The sequence below is a fragment of the Prescottella subtropica genome (assembly GCF_005434945.1).
GTDB lineage: Bacteria > Actinomycetota > Actinomycetes > Mycobacteriales > Mycobacteriaceae > Prescottella > Prescottella subtropica.
This window is the reverse complement of sequence record NZ_SKCH01000013.1, coordinates 81,846-96,954: the sequence shown is the minus strand read 5'-3', so window position 1 is coordinate 96,954 and position 15,109 is coordinate 81,846. Positions and strand designations below refer to the sequence as shown.

The following is a 15,109-nucleotide window of genomic DNA, read 5'->3' as shown; positions in this document are numbered from 1 at the left end:
GGTACACCCGCGCGGATCTCAACGACTACTTGGCGCGGCTCCGGCGCCACGAACCGGACGCGCCTGCTCCGGAACTCGGGGAGGCCGCCTGACCCCCGACGAACTAACGCCGACGACCACTAGGCAGCCGAGCTGCTTGTGCGCCTTTTTGGTAGTAGCAGCTACCAAAAAGGCGCACAGGCGCGCTAGCGCCCTCCTGCCATCCGTTCGAGGCGTTCGATGCGGTCCGCCATGGGCGGATGGGTGGAGAAGAGCTTGCCGACCTTGTCGCCGGCCCGGAACGGGTTGGCGATCATCATGTGCGACTGGGCGGCGATCCGTGGTTCGGGCGGCAGCGGTGCGGCCTGCGTGCCGCGCTCGAGTTTGCGTAGCGCCGACGCCAGCGCCAACGGGTCTCCGGTGAGTTCGGCACCCGACTGGTCGGCCTGATATTCCCGGGACCGGGACACCGCGAGTTTGACGACGGTCGCCGCGATCGGGCCGAGCAGTGACACCAGCAGCAAGGCGAGCGGGTTGGCGCTCTGCCCGTCTCGTCCGCCACCGAACATGTTCGCGAAGATCGCCATGTTCGCGAGACCGGAGATGACGGCCGCCATCGCGCCGGCCACCGACGAGATGAGGATGTCGCGGTTGTAGACGTGCGAGAGCTCGTGCCCGAGGACGGCCCGCAGTTCCCGTTCGTCGAGGATGTCGAGGATGCCGCTGGTGCAACACACGGCCGCGTGGCGGGGATTACGTCCGGTCGCGAACGCGTTGGGGGCCGCCGTGGGGCTGATGTACAGCCGCGGCATCGGCTGGTGCGCGGTGGTCGCGAGTTCACGCACGATCTTGTAGATGACCGGGGCCTGTACCTCGGTGATCGGTTGGGCGTGCATCGCCCGCAACGCGAGCTTGTCGCTGTTGAAGTAGGCGTACGCGTTGGTTCCGACCGCCAGCAGGATCGAGAACAGCAGGATGGTCCGGTTCCCGAACAGGGAGCCGATGAAGATGATCAACGCCGACATGCCGACCAGCAGACCGAATGTCTTGGCACCGTTCGCGTAACCGTGCACCACTCGCCTCTTCCCTGTAGGCCGCCCGACCGGACCCGCAACGGCACCCCGACACGACAACGAGCCGGCCCGGGAGATCGGTTCCCGGACCGGCTCGAACGCTACTTCAGTGGGACGTCATCCGACGCGTCGAACGGTGTAGTCGACGAGTCGGACGAGGGCGTCGTTGGCCGGGCCCTGCGGCAGCTGCGCGAGTTCGGTGCGGGCCCGGTCGGCGTACTCGGCGAGCTTCGTCTTGGCCGCCACCATGCCCGGCGACCGGTCCAGCAGTTCGAGGGCCTCGGCGACGGCGTCGTCGTCGGTGACGGGACCGTCGAGCAGGACCCGCAGACGATCGGCGTCGGCGCCCTCCTCACGCAGCGCGTACAGCACGGGCAGCGTGTGGACGCCCTCCCTCAGATCGGTGCCGGGGGTCTTCCCGGACTGTTCGGCCGCCGACGAGATGTCGATGATGTCGTCGGCGATCTGGAAGGCGGTGCCGACGGCGTCGCCGAGACGCTCGAGGCGGGCGATCTGGTCGGCGTCGGCCCCGGAGAACGTGCCGCCGAAACGGCCGCTGGCCGCGATGAGGGAACCGGTCTTCTCCCACACCACCTTCAGGTAGTGCTCGACGGCGTCCTGCTGCTCACGGGCCCCGATGGTTTCCCGCATCTGCCCGGTGACGAGTTCGGCGAACGTCTCCGCGATGATCCGCACCGCCTCCGGGCCGAGCGTCGACACCAGCCGCGACGCGTGCGCGAACAGGTAGTCGCCGGCGAGGATCGCGATGCTGTTGCCCCAGCGGGCGTTCGCGCTGGGTGCGCCGCGGCGCATCGTGGCCTCGTCCATGACGTCGTCGTGGTAGAGCGTCGCGAGATGGACCAGTTCGACGACGGTGGCGGCGGTGACGACCGCCGGGTCCGAGCCCTTCGGTCCGAGCTGCGCGGTGAGGATCGTGAACAGGGGGCGGAACCGCTTGCCGCCGGCCTTCGCGAGATGCAGGGCCGCCTCGGTGAGGAAATCCTCACCGTCCGACAGCTCACTGACCAGGAGCTCCTCGACGCTGGCGAGTCCGTCGCGCACGACGTCCGCAAGCTGCTGGTCGCCGAGATCGACTCCGGCGACGACCGTGCTGGGCGACTCAGTGCTCACGATGTCCGTACCCATTCCTGTAGTCGGTGCCGCACCCGAAGGAGCGGAAAACGCTGAAACCACGGTAGTGAACCTAGCGGTAGTACCGGCATTCACCACACCTGCCCTCGGGGGCGGTCGGCGCGTCGGCCTGAGACCATACTGGGGTGCTGGCCGATCCTGCCCCGAACCCGTCCGATCGTTTCCCGTCGCGCACCGATGTCCTCGTCGTCGGTGCCGGTCCGGCCGGGTCGTCGGCCGCGGCGTGGGCGGCCCGCGACGGCCGGGACGTCCTGCTCGTCGATGCGGCCGAGTTTCCGCGGGACAAGACGTGCGGGGACGGGCTGACGCCGCGTGCGGTCGCCGAGATCGACCGGCTGGGACTCGGCGAGTGGGTGCGCGGCCGCACCGTCAACCGTGGCCTGCGGCTCACCGGCTGGGGGCAGGAGCTGGAGTTGCCGTGGCCCGGCGGGAATCTGCCCGCAGTCGGCAGCGCGGTCCCCCGCACCGAACTCGACGACCGGCTGCGCCGGACCGCGATCTCCTCCGGTGCCCGAATGATCGAGGGCGCCAAAGCGATCGGCGTCGACCGCGACGGCGGCCGGGTGCGGTCGGTGACGCTGCGGACCGCGTCGGGCACGCACACCGTCGCGTGCGACAAGCTGATCGTCGCCGACGGGGTGCGGTCGACGCTCGGCAAGCAGCTGGGCCGGCAGTGGCACCGGGACACCGTGTACGGGGTGGCGGCACGCGCGTACGTGACATCCGGGCGCAGCGACGACCCGTGGATCACGTCGCACCTCGAGCTGAGGGACGCCGACGGGGCGCTGCAGCCCGGCTACGGCTGGGTGTTCCCGCTCGGCACCGGAGAGATCAACATCGGGGTCGGGGCGCTCGCGACCGCGAAACGGCCGGCGCCGGGTGCGCTGCGACCGCTGCTGGACCTGTACACGTCGCAGCGTCGCGACGAATGGCGGCTCGACGGGGACCTGCGGGCGGTGGCGTCGGCGCTGCTGCCGATGGGTGGTGCCGTGTCGAACGTCGCAGGACGCAACTGGGCGCTGATCGGGGATGCGGCCGCGTGTGTGAACCCGCTCAACGGCGAGGGCATCGACTACGGGCTCGAGGGCGGACGCCTGGTCGCCGGCATCCTCGACGCCGACGACTGGACGCACGCGTGGCCGACGCTGCTGCGCGAGCACTACGGGCACGCGTTCTCCATCGCGCGGAGGCTCGCGAACCTGCTGACTCTGCCGCGGTTCCTGCCGGCATCCGGCCCGGTGGCGCTGCGCTCCCGCGCCCTGATGGGCGTCGCAGTGCGGGTGATGGGCAACCTCGTCACCGACGCGGACGCCGACACCGTGGCCCGCGCGTGGCGGACGTCCGGCGCGGCGTCGCTGCGGATCGATCAGCGGGCGCCGTTCAGCTGAACAGGTTCACCGGGGGCACGTGAGCGAGCTCACCGGGTGGCACGGTGCAGAGCGACGATGCCGCCGGTGAGGTTGCGCCACTGAACGTTCTTCCAGCCGGCGGCCGCGATGCGCTCGGCGAGCTGCTCCTGCGTCGGCCACGCCCGGATGGATTCGGCGAGGTAGACGTACGCGTCCGGGTTGCTGCTGACGGCGCGCGCGACCCGCGGCAGCGCCTTCATCAGGTACTCCATGTAGACCGTGCGGAACGGCCCGAACACCGGGGTGGAGAACTCGGACACGACGAGGCGTCCGCCCGGCTTGGTGACGCGGGCGATCTCGCGCAGACCCGCGTCGAAGTCGGAGACGTTGCGCAGGCCGAACGAGATGGTGGCGGCGTCGAACACGCCGTCCGCGTAGGGCAGGTGCATGGCGTCCCCCGCGACCATGGGGACGTTGCGTCCGACACCGGCCTTCAGCATGCCCGTGGAGAAGTCGGTGGCCACGACCCACGCGCCGGACCGTCCGAGTTCGACGGTCGACACCCCGGTGCCGGCGGCGAGGTCGAGGACCCGCTCCCCCGGCTTCAGGTCGAGGGCGGCGCGGGTCGCGGTACGCCAGTGGCGGTCCTGACCGAACGACAGGACGGTGTTCGTCAGGTCGTAGCGCTCGGCGACGTCGTCGAACATCGACGCGACCTCGTGCGGTTTCTTGTCGAGCGAGGCCCGCGATCCGTGAGTGTGTGCCACGGTCGGAGACGCTATCAACCCGCTCACGACTCGACGTCCGCCGCCGGTGCCCGGCCGCGGAGTGACTGCGCCCGACTGCGCGCCCACGGCACCAGCAGCACGACGACTGCGATCGTGACGGTGGATCCGACGACCGCGCCGGCGAGCACGTCGTGCGGGTAGTGCACGCCCTGCAGGACACGGGCCAGGCCGATCAGGGCGGCGAGGGCGATGACGAGCCAGCGCTGCAGCGCCGTGAGCACGGCGTCGGAGGCGAGGACGATCGCGGTCGCGACACCCACCGCGATGACGGTGTGGTTACTGGGGAACGACCAGTCGCCGGGGGCCGGGCAGTCCGGCAGCGCCACCTGGGTCCGGCACGGCCGGTCCTCGCTCACGAACGACTTGACGACCTCGCTGAGCACGTACGCGACGACCACCCCGACGCCGCCGACCAGCAGGTCACCGAGCTGGGTGGGCCGGTTGCGCCACAGGTACACGGCGAGGACCGCGTACACGGCGACGAGGACGAGCAGCCCGCCGTCGGCGATCAGTCCGACACCGGGCAACTCGGCCGTGTGCGGGACGATCGCGCGGTAGAGGGCGCCGCTGACACCCTTGAGCAGGTAGAGCCCCACGACGACGACCGCGGCCGCGATCAGCATCATTCCGGCGCGTTCCGCCGACTTCGCACTCGTTCGCATTGGACCGAGGATAGAAACCGTTCCTGAGTGACCGTCTCAGGAACCCTGCGTGTCGCGGGCGCGGCGGCGCAGCACGAACAGCGCCGGGGTCACGACCAGCCACGTCACGACGATCACCGAACCGGCGGGCACGATCGCGACGGACGCGTCCCGGCCCGCGACCCGCACCAGATCCGGGTCGCTGCGCGCGTACTCGACGTCGATGCGCTGCCCGGCCGTCAGGTGCGTCGGATACAGCACCCCGAGTTTCGGGTTGTGGGTGACGCCGTCCGGGGTGACGAAACTGACCGCGGACCGCAGCGACCCCGCCGACAACACCTCCGCGGTCGCCGTCCCCATGTCGGATTCGATGGTGTGGTCGTTGCGCCACGCCGCCAGCACCAGCAGCACCGCCAGCACCGAGATCCCGACCGCGGCGACGACGACACCGACGAACGTGCGGTGCGCGACCTTCGAACTCATGCCGGCCTCACAACTGCGCCCGCACCGCGGCGTGCAGATCCCGCAGCCCGGACCGCTCCGTGGCCACCTCGAGCACCCGGATACCGTGGTTCTCGGCGGCGAGTGCGGCCGTCAGATCGGGCAGCGGCACATGGGTGTGCGGGATCCGGTAGGCGGCGCACAGCGCCGCCAGGTCCATACCGTGCGGGGTGCCGAACACCCGCTCGAACACGCCCGCATACTGCGGGTCGCCCTGCTCGAGCAACTCGAAGATGCCGCCGCCGTCGTCGTTGGCCACGACGATCGTCAGATCCGCCGGCCGCGGTTCCCCGGTGCCGACGAGCAGCCCGGACGCGTCGTGCAGGAACGTCAGATCCCCGAGGAGCGCGATCGTGCGCCCCTCGTACGCGAGCGCCGCCCCCACCGCCGTCGACACCGTGCCGTCGATACCCGCGACACCCCGATTGGACAGGACCTTCACCCCGCGCCGCGGATAGCCGACCAGGGCCGCGTCCCGCACCGGATTCGACGCCCCCAGCAGCAACTGGTCACCATCGGCGACCGCGTCCAGGACCGTCGCCGCAACGTGCAGGCCCGTGGTCTTCGGGTACGACGCCAACTGGGACCGGACGGCCTTGTCCGCATGCTCGGACAGGTGCCGGCACCGCTCCAGCCACGCCGCGTCCGGGGTGCCCGAGACGACCGCCCGGGTGCCGGTCGCCCGGACGTTGCCGGACACGTCGGGCCAGCGCGGGCCGGTGGTGAGCGCGTACACCGCGACCGACGGGTCGGCCAGCAGCTTCGACACCGGACGGTGCAGCGTCGGACGTCCCGTGATGATCGCCTGCCTCGGCTTGAGCTGCGGCAACGCCAGCGGATGCAGCGGGACACCGTGCAGCGGCGCGGTCGGCTCGGCGACCGTCGGCAGCCCCGCCAACTCGGGCCGATACGCGGCACCGTGCCCGGAGATCACGACCGTGTCGGCGGTGATGTCGAGGTCCATCGGGACGTCGAGGGTGGCATCGGTCGTCGTCGTCCACGCACCGCCGTCGGGCCGGCCTCCGGGGACCAGGCCGCGGGCCTGCAGATCGGGGACGAGGGGTTCCCGCAGCGGAATGTCGAACTGGACGGGCCCGGCGTTGCCGGAGCGGGTGCCGCGGGTGGCTGCCAGGACCCGGCACACCGCGCTGCGCCACTGACTGTTCTGCTCGTCGAACCGGATGCCGCGCTGCGACTCGTCACCGGCCTCCTCCGCGAGACCCAGACTGATCGCGGCCCGCACCTGACTGCCGAACAACCCGAACTGTTCGACGGTCTGGTTGGCGCCGGTGCCGAGCATCTCGTACGGGCGGTTGGCGCTGAGCACGATCAGCGGGATCCGCGCATAGTTCGCCTCGAGCACGGCCGGCCCCAGATTCGCGACCGCGGTGCCCGACGTCATCACGACCGGCACCGGATCGCCGCTCGACGCCGCCAACCCGATCGCCAGGAAACCGGCGGTGCGCTCGTCGATCCGCATGTGCAGACGGATCCGTCCGGCAGCGTCGGCGGCCTGCAACGCGAACGCCAGCGGCGCGTTCCGCGAACCGGGACAGAGCACGACCTCACGCACCCCACCACGGATCAGTTCGTCGACGACGGCAGTGGCCTGTGCAGTGGACGGATTCACGCCCTCCAGATTGGCAGACGTGGCGACCGGCCCGCCGCGAGGGTGGACGCGACGACGAGTTCACGATCCTCGGCATCGCGGCCGAACCCAGCGAGCGGTGCGGCTGCGCCGCCTGTGCGCCTTTTTGGTAGTAGCTACTACCAAAAAGGCGCACAGCGCGAAGCGCCTACGCTGCGTGCTTCTGCACCAGATCACCGAGGCGCGGGAGTGCCTCGATCACGTGCTTCTTCGCCGACGGGCGCAGCGTCGAGTAGACCCTCTTGATCGCGCCCTTGTCGCTGTTCTCGATGCGCTCGTCGGTGACACCGAGCAGGGCGTCGGCGACCGCGTCGCCGCGGGCGGTCAGGAACGCCGCGAAGCTGCCCTCACCGCTGCCGGCGAATTCCTGCCAGAACGGCTCGAGCCGCACGACGAACTCCGGCAGGAGTCCCTCGACGGCGTCCGGGACGATCGACGGCCCGACCTTCTTGACGGCACCGTAGCCGCCCTTGAGCGCCATTCCGGACATGCCACTCTTGTCCGCGACCTCCGCGTCGACGAGCGCCTCGACGTCCGCGCGAACCGCGGGAATCCGAGCGTCGTCCAGCAGGGTGTCCTTCAGCGCTGCAACCACTTTCCATGCCTCCGTTATCGACTGGTCCATTTCGGGCGGGCACGACACTATACGAACGGGGTGTCGCCGCTGGTGGCGAGCAGTTCGTGACAGCGGCGAACCCGGTCGAGCCACCATGCGGTGCGGTCGGGCGGCGCGGCGAATTCGTCGAGCCGATCCGGGTCGGCGGCGACGGGTGACACGTCGAGCATGCCGTCGGACATGCGCCGCGGCCGTGCGGTGACGTCGGCGGCCAACAGGCCGCCGGTGCCGAGTCCGCACGCGTGCCGCAGGTTCGGCAGCGCGGCGGCCGCGGCCAGTCCGGCACCGATCCCGACGGCGGTGTCGAGGGCGCTGGACACCACGACGGGGACGCCGTGACCTGCGAGTTCGTCGGCGAGGGCGAGTAGGCGGCGCATTCCGCCGAGCGGCGGCACCTTGACCACCGCGATGTCGGCGCCGCCGGCCCGCACCACCTTCAACGGGTCGTCGGCGCGGCGGATCGATTCGTCGGCGGCGATCGGCACACCCGGCAGTCGGCGCCGCACCTCCACGAGTTCCGGGACGCTCGCGCACGGCTGTTCGGCGTATTCGAGGGGTCCGTCGGCGGTCAGCGCGGTCAGTGCGGTCCCCGCGTCGTCGACGTTCCAGCCGCCGTTGGCGTCGACCCGCACGGTCGGGATCAGCGCACGGACGGCGGCGACGCGGGCGACGTCGTCGGCGAGGCTCTGCCCCTTCTCGGCGACCTTCACCTTGGCAGTCGTCGCACCCGGGAAACGCGCGAGGATCTCCGGCACCCGATCCGGTGCGACGGCGGGGACGGTCGCGTTGACGGGGATCCGGTCACGCACCGGCGTCGGGGCGCCCAGCCAGGCGGCCTCGAGTCCGGCCCGCAGCCAGTGCGCGGCCTCGGCGTCGTCGTATTCGGGGAACGGCGCGAACTCTCCCCACCCGGCGGGCCCCTCGAACAGGACGGCCTCCCGGACGGTGATGCCGCGGAACCGGACCCGCATCGGCAGGCTCACCACCCGCGCCCCGGACAGGACGTCGTCGAGCGTCGGGAACGCGGTCACGGCTGCCCCGGCAGCAACTCGACCATGAGGGCCTCGCAGTCGGCGAGCACGGCGCCGCCGAGGTCGCGCAGTTCCGCGCTGCAATAGATCTTGCGGCCGTCGACGCGGTCCACCCGGCCCTCGACCACCAGTTCCGTCTCGATCGGGGTGACCTTGCGGTAGTTGACGTGCAGGTAGCCGGTGCGGGCGATGGGATGCCCGGCGGCGTGCACGATCATGCCGAGCATGTCGTCGAACAGCAGCCCGATGGTGCCGCCGTGCGCGGCACTGTTACCGCCGCGATGGAACATCCGGAACACGCCGCGCGCCCGGACCCCGTCGGCGTCGACCTGCTCGAACAGCCACGGCAACAGCAGCAGGCTGCCACGTCCGGGCAGGTGCCGGTTGAATCCGGCGGGGGACCGCCCCTCCGGCACCCGGTACGGCTCGAGCAGGTCACCGAGCGCGTCGATGCGGGCGGTGACGTCGGCGAGGTCGTCGTCGGGCAGGTGCGTGGAGACGGCCAGGTCCTGCAGCCGGCGCAACGACTCGACGAACCGTCCGTAGTGCGGTCCGGCCTCCGTCGGCGTGAAGTCGAGGAAACCGATCCGGCGGTCGTTCTGCACCTGTTCGCTCATTCCTGCACGGTAACGCCGAGACCGGCATGCCCGACGCCTATCCTCGGGTCCGTGACTTTCGACCCGCAGCTCTGGCGTCCCGTCCCCGGCTTCGAGGACCTCACCGACATCACGTACCACCGGCACGTCACGGAGGGCATCGTGCGCATCGCGTTCGACCGCCCCGAGGTGCGGAACGCGTTCCGCCCGCACACCGTCGACGAGTTGTACCGCACCCTCGACCACGCCCGCATGACGTCCGACGTGGGCTGCGTGCTGCTCACCGGCAACGGCCCCAGCGAGAAGGACGGCGGCTGGGCGTTCTGCTCCGGCGGCGACCAGCGCATCCGCGGCCGCAGCGGCTACCGGTACGCGTCCGGTGAGACTGCGGAGACCGTGGATCCGGCGCGCGCCGGACGCCTACACATCTTGGAGGTGCAGCGGCTGATCCGGACCATGCCGAAGGTCGTCATCGCGTTGGTCAACGGCTGGGCCGCGGGTGGCGGGCACAGCCTGCACGTCGTGTGCGACCTGACGCTCGCATCCCGCGAACATGCCCGGTTCAAGCAGACCGACGCCGACGTGGGCAGCTTCGACGGCGGCTACGGCAGCGCCTACCTCGCGAAGATGGTGGGACAGAAGTTCGCCCGCGAGATCTTCTTCCTCGGCGACACCTACACCGCCGAGGAGATGCACCACATGGGCGCGGTGAACAAGGTCGTCGACCACGACGACCTCGAGAACGTCGCCATCGAATGGGGCACCAAGATCAACGGCAAGTCGCCGCAGGCGCAGCGCATGCTCAAGTACGCGTTCAACCTCACCGACGACGGACTGGTCGGCCAGCAACTGTTCGCCGGCGAAGCCACCCGCCTCGCCTACATGACCGACGAGGCCGTCGAAGGCCGCGACTCGTTCCTGCAGAAACGGGACCCGGACTGGTCGCCCTACCCCTGGTACTACTGATCCGATCGTGAAGGATTCCTGCCGCCTGCCGGGAGGAATCCTTCACAATCACACGCCCGCACCTCCTCCCCCGGCACACTGGATCCATGACGGACCGTGAACGCCCGGCACCGGAGCATTGCCGCCCGGACGGGGTCACGGATGCGGAGGTCGAGGCCGTGGGCCGGGTGACGGAGGCGTTCGAGACGGTCGAGCAGGCGCGCGGACATCTGTACGCGTTCCATCAGCTGGTGGGCCGGGCGGACCGGCAACTCGGGGACGCCGTCGCACAGTTGCGGGCGGCCGGGCACGTCGAGACCGCGGACCGGCTCGACACCGACCTGGTGGGCCGCAACGTCCTCGACGGCCGGTGGACGTTCCAGATCCTCGAGGAGTTCGACGACGGCTACTGGTCGGTGTTCCGCGAACACGAGCGCACCGTCCGGGGCGAGATCGTCGACGGCCGCCGGCACGTGTTCGAGGCGGAGATGAAGGAGGCCCGGCGCACCCACGGCCGCCCGGGCCACGAGTCCCGCCCCTGAGATCAGGAAGGTGTGACCGTGGAGATTCTCAGCAGCCGGACAATTCTGCGTCCCCGCGACTACGAGGTGACGCTGGCGTTCTACCGCGACGTACTCGGGCTCGCGATCGCCCGCGAGTACCCGGGCGGGACGGTGTTCTTCGCCGGGCAGGGTCTGATCGAGGTGACCGCACACGGCGGCTCCGAGGTCGAGACACCGTTCACCGGCGCCCTGTGGCTGCAGGTGCGCAGCCTCGCCGACGCCCACACCGAACTGGTGCGAGCGGAAATCCCGATCGTGCGGGAACCACGGATCGAACCGTGGGGCCTGCACGAGATGTGGATCGCGGACCCCGACGACGTCCCGATCGTGCTGGTGCAGATACCGGAAGATCATCCGATCCGCCGGGACCTGCGCTGACGATGTGCTGTGCGCCTTTTTGGTAGCTGCCACTACCGAAAAGGCGCACGGGTGCCGCAGGCGCCCGGAGTGAGTGTCGACACACTCGTGCAGACGTCGGTCCTGGTGACCGGAAAATGGAACCCGGCGTACCGCCCGTTCATCTGATGCTCGCTGTACTTTTACGCGTTCGATACGCACAATTCGCTTGTGACCGCAGAGCTTGTCGTTCTCTTGGTGGTGGTCGTCACTGCCCTCGCATTCGACTTCACGAACGGCTTCCACGACACCGGAAACGCGATGGCCACATCCATCGCCACCGGCGCGCTCCGCCCCAAGGTGGCGGTCGCACTCTCGGCAACCCTGAACCTGATCGGCGCGTTCCTGTCCGTCGAGGTTGCGGCGACCGTCGCGAAGGGTGTCGTCAATCTCAGCACCGTCAGCGGTGAGGCCCTGCTGCTGATCGTGTTCGCCGGGCTGGTCGGCGGCATCCTGTGGAATCTCGCGACGTGGCTGTTCGGGCTGCCGTCGAGTTCGTCGCACGCCCTGTTCGGTGGCCTGATCGGTGCCGCGATCGCGTCGATCGGCATGAACGGTGTCGAGTGGGGTGGCGTGCTCGGCAAGGTCATCGTGCCGGCGCTGCTCGCTCCGGTCGTCGCGGCACTCATCGCGACCGTCGGCACCAAGGCGATCTACCGGATCACCCACGCCATTCCCGAGGACGAACGCAACCGAGGTTTCCGGCTCGGCCAGATCGGCACGTCGTCGCTGATCTCGCTGGCCCACGGCACCAACGACGCGCAGAAGACGATGGGTGTCATCTTCCTGGCACTGGTCGCGCACGGTTCGATCACTGCGGACACCGAGATGCCGTTCTGGGTGAAGTTCGCGTGTGCCGTGGCGATCGCGCTCGGCACGTACCTGGGCGGCTGGCGCATCATCCGCACGCTCGGCAAGGGTCTCGTCGAGATCGACGCACCGCAGGGTCTGGCCGCCGAATCGTCGTCGGCCGCGATCATCCTCACCTCCAGCCATTTCGGTCTGCCGCTGTCGACCACCCATGTCGCGACCGGCTCGATCCTCGGTACCGGACTGGGCCGCAAGGGCGCCGAGGTGCGCTGGGGTGTGGCCGGACGGATGGCGGTCGCGTGGTTGATCACGCTGCCGTCCGCGGGCATCGTCGGTGCGATCTGCTGGGCGATCGCGCACGTCATCGGTGGGTTGGCCGGTGTCCTGGTCGTGTTCACGATCCTCGTCGGGTTGTCGCTGTTCATGTACCTGCGTTCGCGTCGTGAGCCGATCGACCCCACCAACGTCAACGCCGAGTGGGAGGGCGGGGCGTCCACCGGCGCCGCCGACCACCACACCACCAGCAACAACAACACCTGAGAGGGGGCGACCGATGGATCTACTCGCCAATACCGTGAACTCGCTGTGGCAGGTCGTCCTCGTCGGACTGCTGTTCGGCGCCGGCCTGCCCGCGCTCTTCGCCCTCGGGTTGCGGTCGATGTCCCCCGGCCGGGACGGGCAGACGTCGACAGCCGGCAAACTCGGCGCGATCCTGTGTTTCGCCGTCGTGCTGATCGCGATCGCCGCTGGAATACTGATGTTGATGCAGAAGTTCCTGGCCAGCAGCTTCGGCATCCACGTCTTCTGAGCGGGCCGACGGACGGACCCGTCGGCGACGTTCCTTCGTGAAAGTGATCGCACCGGTGAACAACAAGTTTTCGCTCCGCTCGGTCCTGGACTGGCTCCGCGCCGGCTATCCGGAGGGCATTCCGGCCAAGGACCATTTCGCGCTGCTCGCCGTGCTCGGACGTCGTCTGACGGACGAGGAGATCGGCCAGATCATCGACCTGTCCGTCGCGACCGCGCACGAGCATCCCGACCGTCACGTCGACTACGACACCCTCCGGAAGATCATCGCGGGTGTGCTCCGGGAGGAGCCCACCGAGGAGGACATCACCCGGGTCACCGAGCGTCTCGTGGACGGCGGCTGGCCCGTGGTCGATTCCGATGATGCGGCAGCGTCGCCCGGCGACGACCGTCAGGACGCGTCCGACAGCGAGTGCTGACGGACCGAGCCCGGGAGCATGATGTGAGCCTGCCTCCTTTCCTCGCCTCGATCGTCGACTGGTTGCGCACCGGATACCCCAACGGTGTCCCGGAGCAGGACTACGTGCCACTGTTCGCGCTGCTGACCCGGCGGCTGTCCGAGGACGAGGTCGACGTCGTCACCGCGGCCCTCGTCGAGCACGGGGATCTGCCGATCTCGAAGACCGACATCCAGGTGCTGATCACGAAGATCACCAACGAGATGCCGCTCGAATCGGATGTGGATCGGGTGCGTTCGCACCTGGCGGAGGGCGGTTGGCCGCTCGCCGGTCCCCGCCCCTGACCGTCGTGACACGATCGGGGGGTGAGTCCGGTTCTACGTGCCCTTCCCGTTCCGTCCGGCCCCGCGGTGGCCGGGATCCTGTCGACGCTCGAGCGTGTCCTGGACGGTGGCGGCCCTCCGCTGCTGCCGGTCCCCGAGGGTGATGCGCGAGAGATCGACCGGCTGACGCGGGCGCTGCGACCGGGTGAGCCGGTCGACGCCGTCGCCGACGATGTCGCGCTCGTGGTGGCAACGTCCGGCACGACGGGTGTGCCCAAGGGTGCGCTGTTGACCGCGCGGGCGCTGCGGGCGAGCGCCGCCGCCACCCACGAGCGTCTCGGCGGTCCGGGTGCGTGGCTGCTGGCGCTGCCGGCCCATCACATCGCAGGTATGCAGGTGTTGCTGCGGAGTCTGGCGGCGGGTGAGACGCCGGTCGTCGTCGATGTCGCCGGCGGGTTCGATCCGCGGTCGCTGCCGGCGGCGGTCGACGCGATGTCCGGGGCTCGCCGGTACACGTCGCTGGTCCCGACCCAGCTGGTCAAGGCGCTCGATCATCCCGGTGCGACGGCGGCGCTGGCGTCCCTCGACGCGGTCCTGCTCGGTGGGGCGGCGACCCCGGCGCCACTGCTGCACCGCGCGGTCGACGCGGGTATCCCGGTGGTGCGCACGTACGGCATGAGCGAGACGTGCGGCGGCTGCGTGTACGACGGTGTCCCGTTGGCCGGGGCGACGGTCCGGATCGACGACGGCCGGGTGGTGCTCGGCGGCGACATGGTGGCGTCCGGCTATCGCGGTCTGCCGGGACATCCGGCGTTCGCGGAGCCGGGCTGGTTCCGCACCGACGACGCGGGTCTGCTGGACGACGGTGTCCTGACGATTCTCGGACGCCTCGACGAGGCGATCTCGACGGGCGGGCTCACCGTCGTGCCGCAGGTGGTGGAGTCGGTGCTGGCCGACCATCCGGGAGTGCGGGAGTGCGCGGTCCTCGGAGTTCCTGACGATCGGCTGGGACAGAAGGTGGTGGCGGCGATCGTGCCGGAGCCGGGGTGGGCGCCGTCGGTCGCCGATCTGCGGGCGCACGTGTCGGCGACGCTCGATGTCACGGCGGCGCCGCGGGAGGTGCGGTTACTGGACGCGCTGCCGCTGCGCGGGCCGGGCAAGGTCGACCGGGCGGGTCTGCGTGCGCGGTGGGTCCCGTCCGGCACCGAAAGCGCTGGTAGTTGAACTGACAATTGATTTCCCGACGGACGGGCACCTCTCGAGATCAGATTGTTACAAATAGCACTTTCGCCCGAAGTTCTCGATGTTTGCGCAGGTCGAGGCGGCGTCGCGTGACAGCACCCGGTCGACCGAAGTCCCCCGACCAAGGCAGTGCCTTACTTTTGTTTGCCGTGCGTATTGCACGGTCTCGAACCAGGCCGGATGCTGTCGCCAGCGATCTCGGACGCCCGGGACCGCGACCGTTCCACCGCTCCACCCTGCGCGACACCCCG

At 69.9% G+C, this 15,109-nt stretch carries 18 protein-coding genes; 9 read left to right on the top strand and 9 right to left on the bottom strand.

The window, feature by feature from the left end:
- Positions 1–185: 185 nt before the first annotated feature.
- Positions 186–1,052 (bottom strand): zinc metalloprotease HtpX, encoded by an 867-nt coding sequence (gene htpX, locus E0497_RS13340; RefSeq protein WP_137725290.1) that lies wholly within the window; start codon positions 1,050–1,052, stop codon positions 186–188.
- A 117-nt stretch (positions 1,053–1,169) separates the two neighbouring features.
- A complete protein-coding gene (locus tag E0497_RS13335; protein WP_137725280.1) occupies positions 1,170–2,198 on the bottom strand; it encodes a polyprenyl synthetase family protein in 1,029 nt (342 codons plus the stop codon).
- Between the two features lie 131 nt (positions 2,199–2,329).
- On the opposite strand from E0497_RS13335, the gene E0497_RS13330 reads away from it, so the two are divergent.
- Positions 2,330–3,592 (top strand): geranylgeranyl reductase family protein, encoded by a 1,263-nt coding sequence (locus E0497_RS13330; protein WP_137725279.1) that lies wholly within the window; start codon positions 2,330–2,332, stop codon positions 3,590–3,592.
- 29 nt (positions 3,593–3,621) lie between these two features.
- On the opposite strand, the gene E0497_RS13325 is transcribed toward E0497_RS13330, so the two are convergent.
- From E0497_RS13325 to E0497_RS13295, 7 genes are all read right to left on the bottom strand, one after another.
- A complete protein-coding gene (locus E0497_RS13325) occupies positions 3,622–4,320 on the bottom strand; it encodes a demethylmenaquinone methyltransferase (protein ID WP_137725278.1) in 699 nt (232 codons plus the stop codon).
- 23 nt (positions 4,321–4,343) lie between these two features.
- On the bottom strand, positions 4,344–5,003 hold the full coding sequence (locus E0497_RS13320; protein ID WP_241665860.1) for a phosphatase PAP2 family protein: 660 nt from the start codon (positions 5,001–5,003) through the stop codon (positions 4,344–4,346).
- A gap of 36 nt (positions 5,004–5,039) precedes the next feature.
- A complete protein-coding gene (locus E0497_RS13315) occupies positions 5,040–5,465 on the bottom strand; it encodes a DUF3592 domain-containing protein (RefSeq protein WP_137725277.1) in 426 nt (141 codons plus the stop codon).
- A 7-nt stretch (positions 5,466–5,472) separates the two neighbouring features.
- The gene (gene menD / locus E0497_RS13310; RefSeq protein WP_137725276.1) at positions 5,473–7,113 is read right to left on the bottom strand and encodes a 2-succinyl-5-enolpyruvyl-6-hydroxy-3-cyclohexene-1-carboxylic-acid synthase; all 1,641 of its coding nucleotides are present in this window, start codon (positions 7,111–7,113) and stop codon (positions 5,473–5,475) included.
- 166 nt (positions 7,114–7,279) lie between these two features.
- Positions 7,280–7,726, bottom strand: a complete 447-nt coding sequence (locus E0497_RS13305) for a DUF6918 family protein (protein WP_137725275.1) — start codon at positions 7,724–7,726, stop codon at positions 7,280–7,282.
- A 47-nt stretch (positions 7,727–7,773) separates the two neighbouring features.
- Positions 7,774–8,778, bottom strand: a complete 1,005-nt coding sequence (locus E0497_RS13300; protein WP_137725274.1) for an o-succinylbenzoate synthase — start codon at positions 8,776–8,778, stop codon at positions 7,774–7,776.
- Positions 8,775–9,395: a PaaI family thioesterase gene (locus E0497_RS13295; protein WP_137725273.1), complete on the bottom strand. Its 621-nt coding sequence runs from the start codon at positions 9,393–9,395 to the stop codon at positions 8,775–8,777. The genes E0497_RS13300 and E0497_RS13295 overlap by 4 nt, the downstream gene beginning before the upstream one ends.
- 51 nt (positions 9,396–9,446) lie before the next feature.
- Between E0497_RS13295 and E0497_RS13290 the strand changes: the two genes are divergently transcribed.
- The 8 genes from E0497_RS13290 to menE all read left to right on the top strand — a co-directional run bounded on the left by E0497_RS13290 (position 9,447) and on the right by menE (position 14,840).
- Positions 9,447–10,340, top strand: coding sequence for a 1,4-dihydroxy-2-naphthoyl-CoA synthase (locus tag E0497_RS13290; protein WP_137725272.1), 894 nt, complete (start codon positions 9,447–9,449; stop codon positions 10,338–10,340).
- Positions 10,341–10,426: 86 nt separating this feature from the next.
- Complete coding sequence (locus E0497_RS13285) at positions 10,427–10,861, top strand: hypothetical protein (protein WP_137725271.1); 435 nt, start codon at positions 10,427–10,429, stop codon at positions 10,859–10,861.
- A gap of 18 nt (positions 10,862–10,879) precedes the next feature.
- Positions 10,880–11,260, top strand: a complete 381-nt coding sequence (locus E0497_RS13280) for a VOC family protein (RefSeq protein ID WP_137725270.1) — start codon at positions 10,880–10,882, stop codon at positions 11,258–11,260.
- Positions 11,261–11,449: 189 nt separating this feature from the next.
- The gene (locus E0497_RS13275) at positions 11,450–12,628 is read left to right on the top strand and encodes an inorganic phosphate transporter (protein ID WP_137725269.1); all 1,179 of its coding nucleotides are present in this window, start codon (positions 11,450–11,452) and stop codon (positions 12,626–12,628) included.
- Between the two features lie 13 nt (positions 12,629–12,641).
- Positions 12,642–12,896, top strand: a complete 255-nt coding sequence (locus E0497_RS13270) for a hypothetical protein (RefSeq protein ID WP_137725268.1) — start codon at positions 12,642–12,644, stop codon at positions 12,894–12,896.
- A gap of 55 nt (positions 12,897–12,951) precedes the next feature.
- Complete coding sequence (locus E0497_RS13265) at positions 12,952–13,314, top strand: DUF3349 domain-containing protein (protein WP_338325469.1); 363 nt, start codon at positions 12,952–12,954, stop codon at positions 13,312–13,314.
- Between the two features lie 23 nt (positions 13,315–13,337).
- A complete protein-coding gene (locus E0497_RS13260) occupies positions 13,338–13,637 on the top strand; it encodes a DUF3349 domain-containing protein (protein WP_137725266.1) in 300 nt (99 codons plus the stop codon).
- A 21-nt stretch (positions 13,638–13,658) separates the two neighbouring features.
- Positions 13,659–14,840, top strand: a complete 1,182-nt coding sequence (menE, locus tag E0497_RS13255) for an o-succinylbenzoate--CoA ligase (protein ID WP_137725265.1) — start codon at positions 13,659–13,661, stop codon at positions 14,838–14,840.
- Positions 14,841–15,109 lie beyond the last annotated feature (269 nt).

What these genes read in the sequence shown, in the direction of transcription:
- E0497_RS13295 (WP_137725273.1), bottom strand. Translation starts at nt 9,395, where the DNA reads ATGAGCGAACAGGTGCAGAACGACCGCCGGATCGGTTTCCTCGACTTC.
- E0497_RS13285 (WP_137725271.1), top strand. Translation starts at nt 10,427, where the DNA reads ATGACGGACCGTGAACGCCCGGCACCGGAGCATTGCCGCCCGGACGGG.
- E0497_RS13335 (WP_137725280.1), bottom strand. Translation starts at nt 2,198, where the DNA reads ATGGGTACGGACATCGTGAGCACTGAGTCGCCCAGCACGGTCGTCGCC.
- E0497_RS13270 (WP_137725268.1), top strand. Translation starts at nt 12,642, where the DNA reads ATGGATCTACTCGCCAATACCGTGAACTCGCTGTGGCAGGTCGTCCTC.
- E0497_RS13320 (WP_241665860.1), bottom strand. Translation starts at nt 5,003, where the DNA reads ATGCGAACGAGTGCGAAGTCGGCGGAACGCGCCGGAATGATGCTGATC.
- E0497_RS13315 (WP_137725277.1), bottom strand. Translation starts at nt 5,465, where the DNA reads ATGAGTTCGAAGGTCGCGCACCGCACGTTCGTCGGTGTCGTCGTCGCC.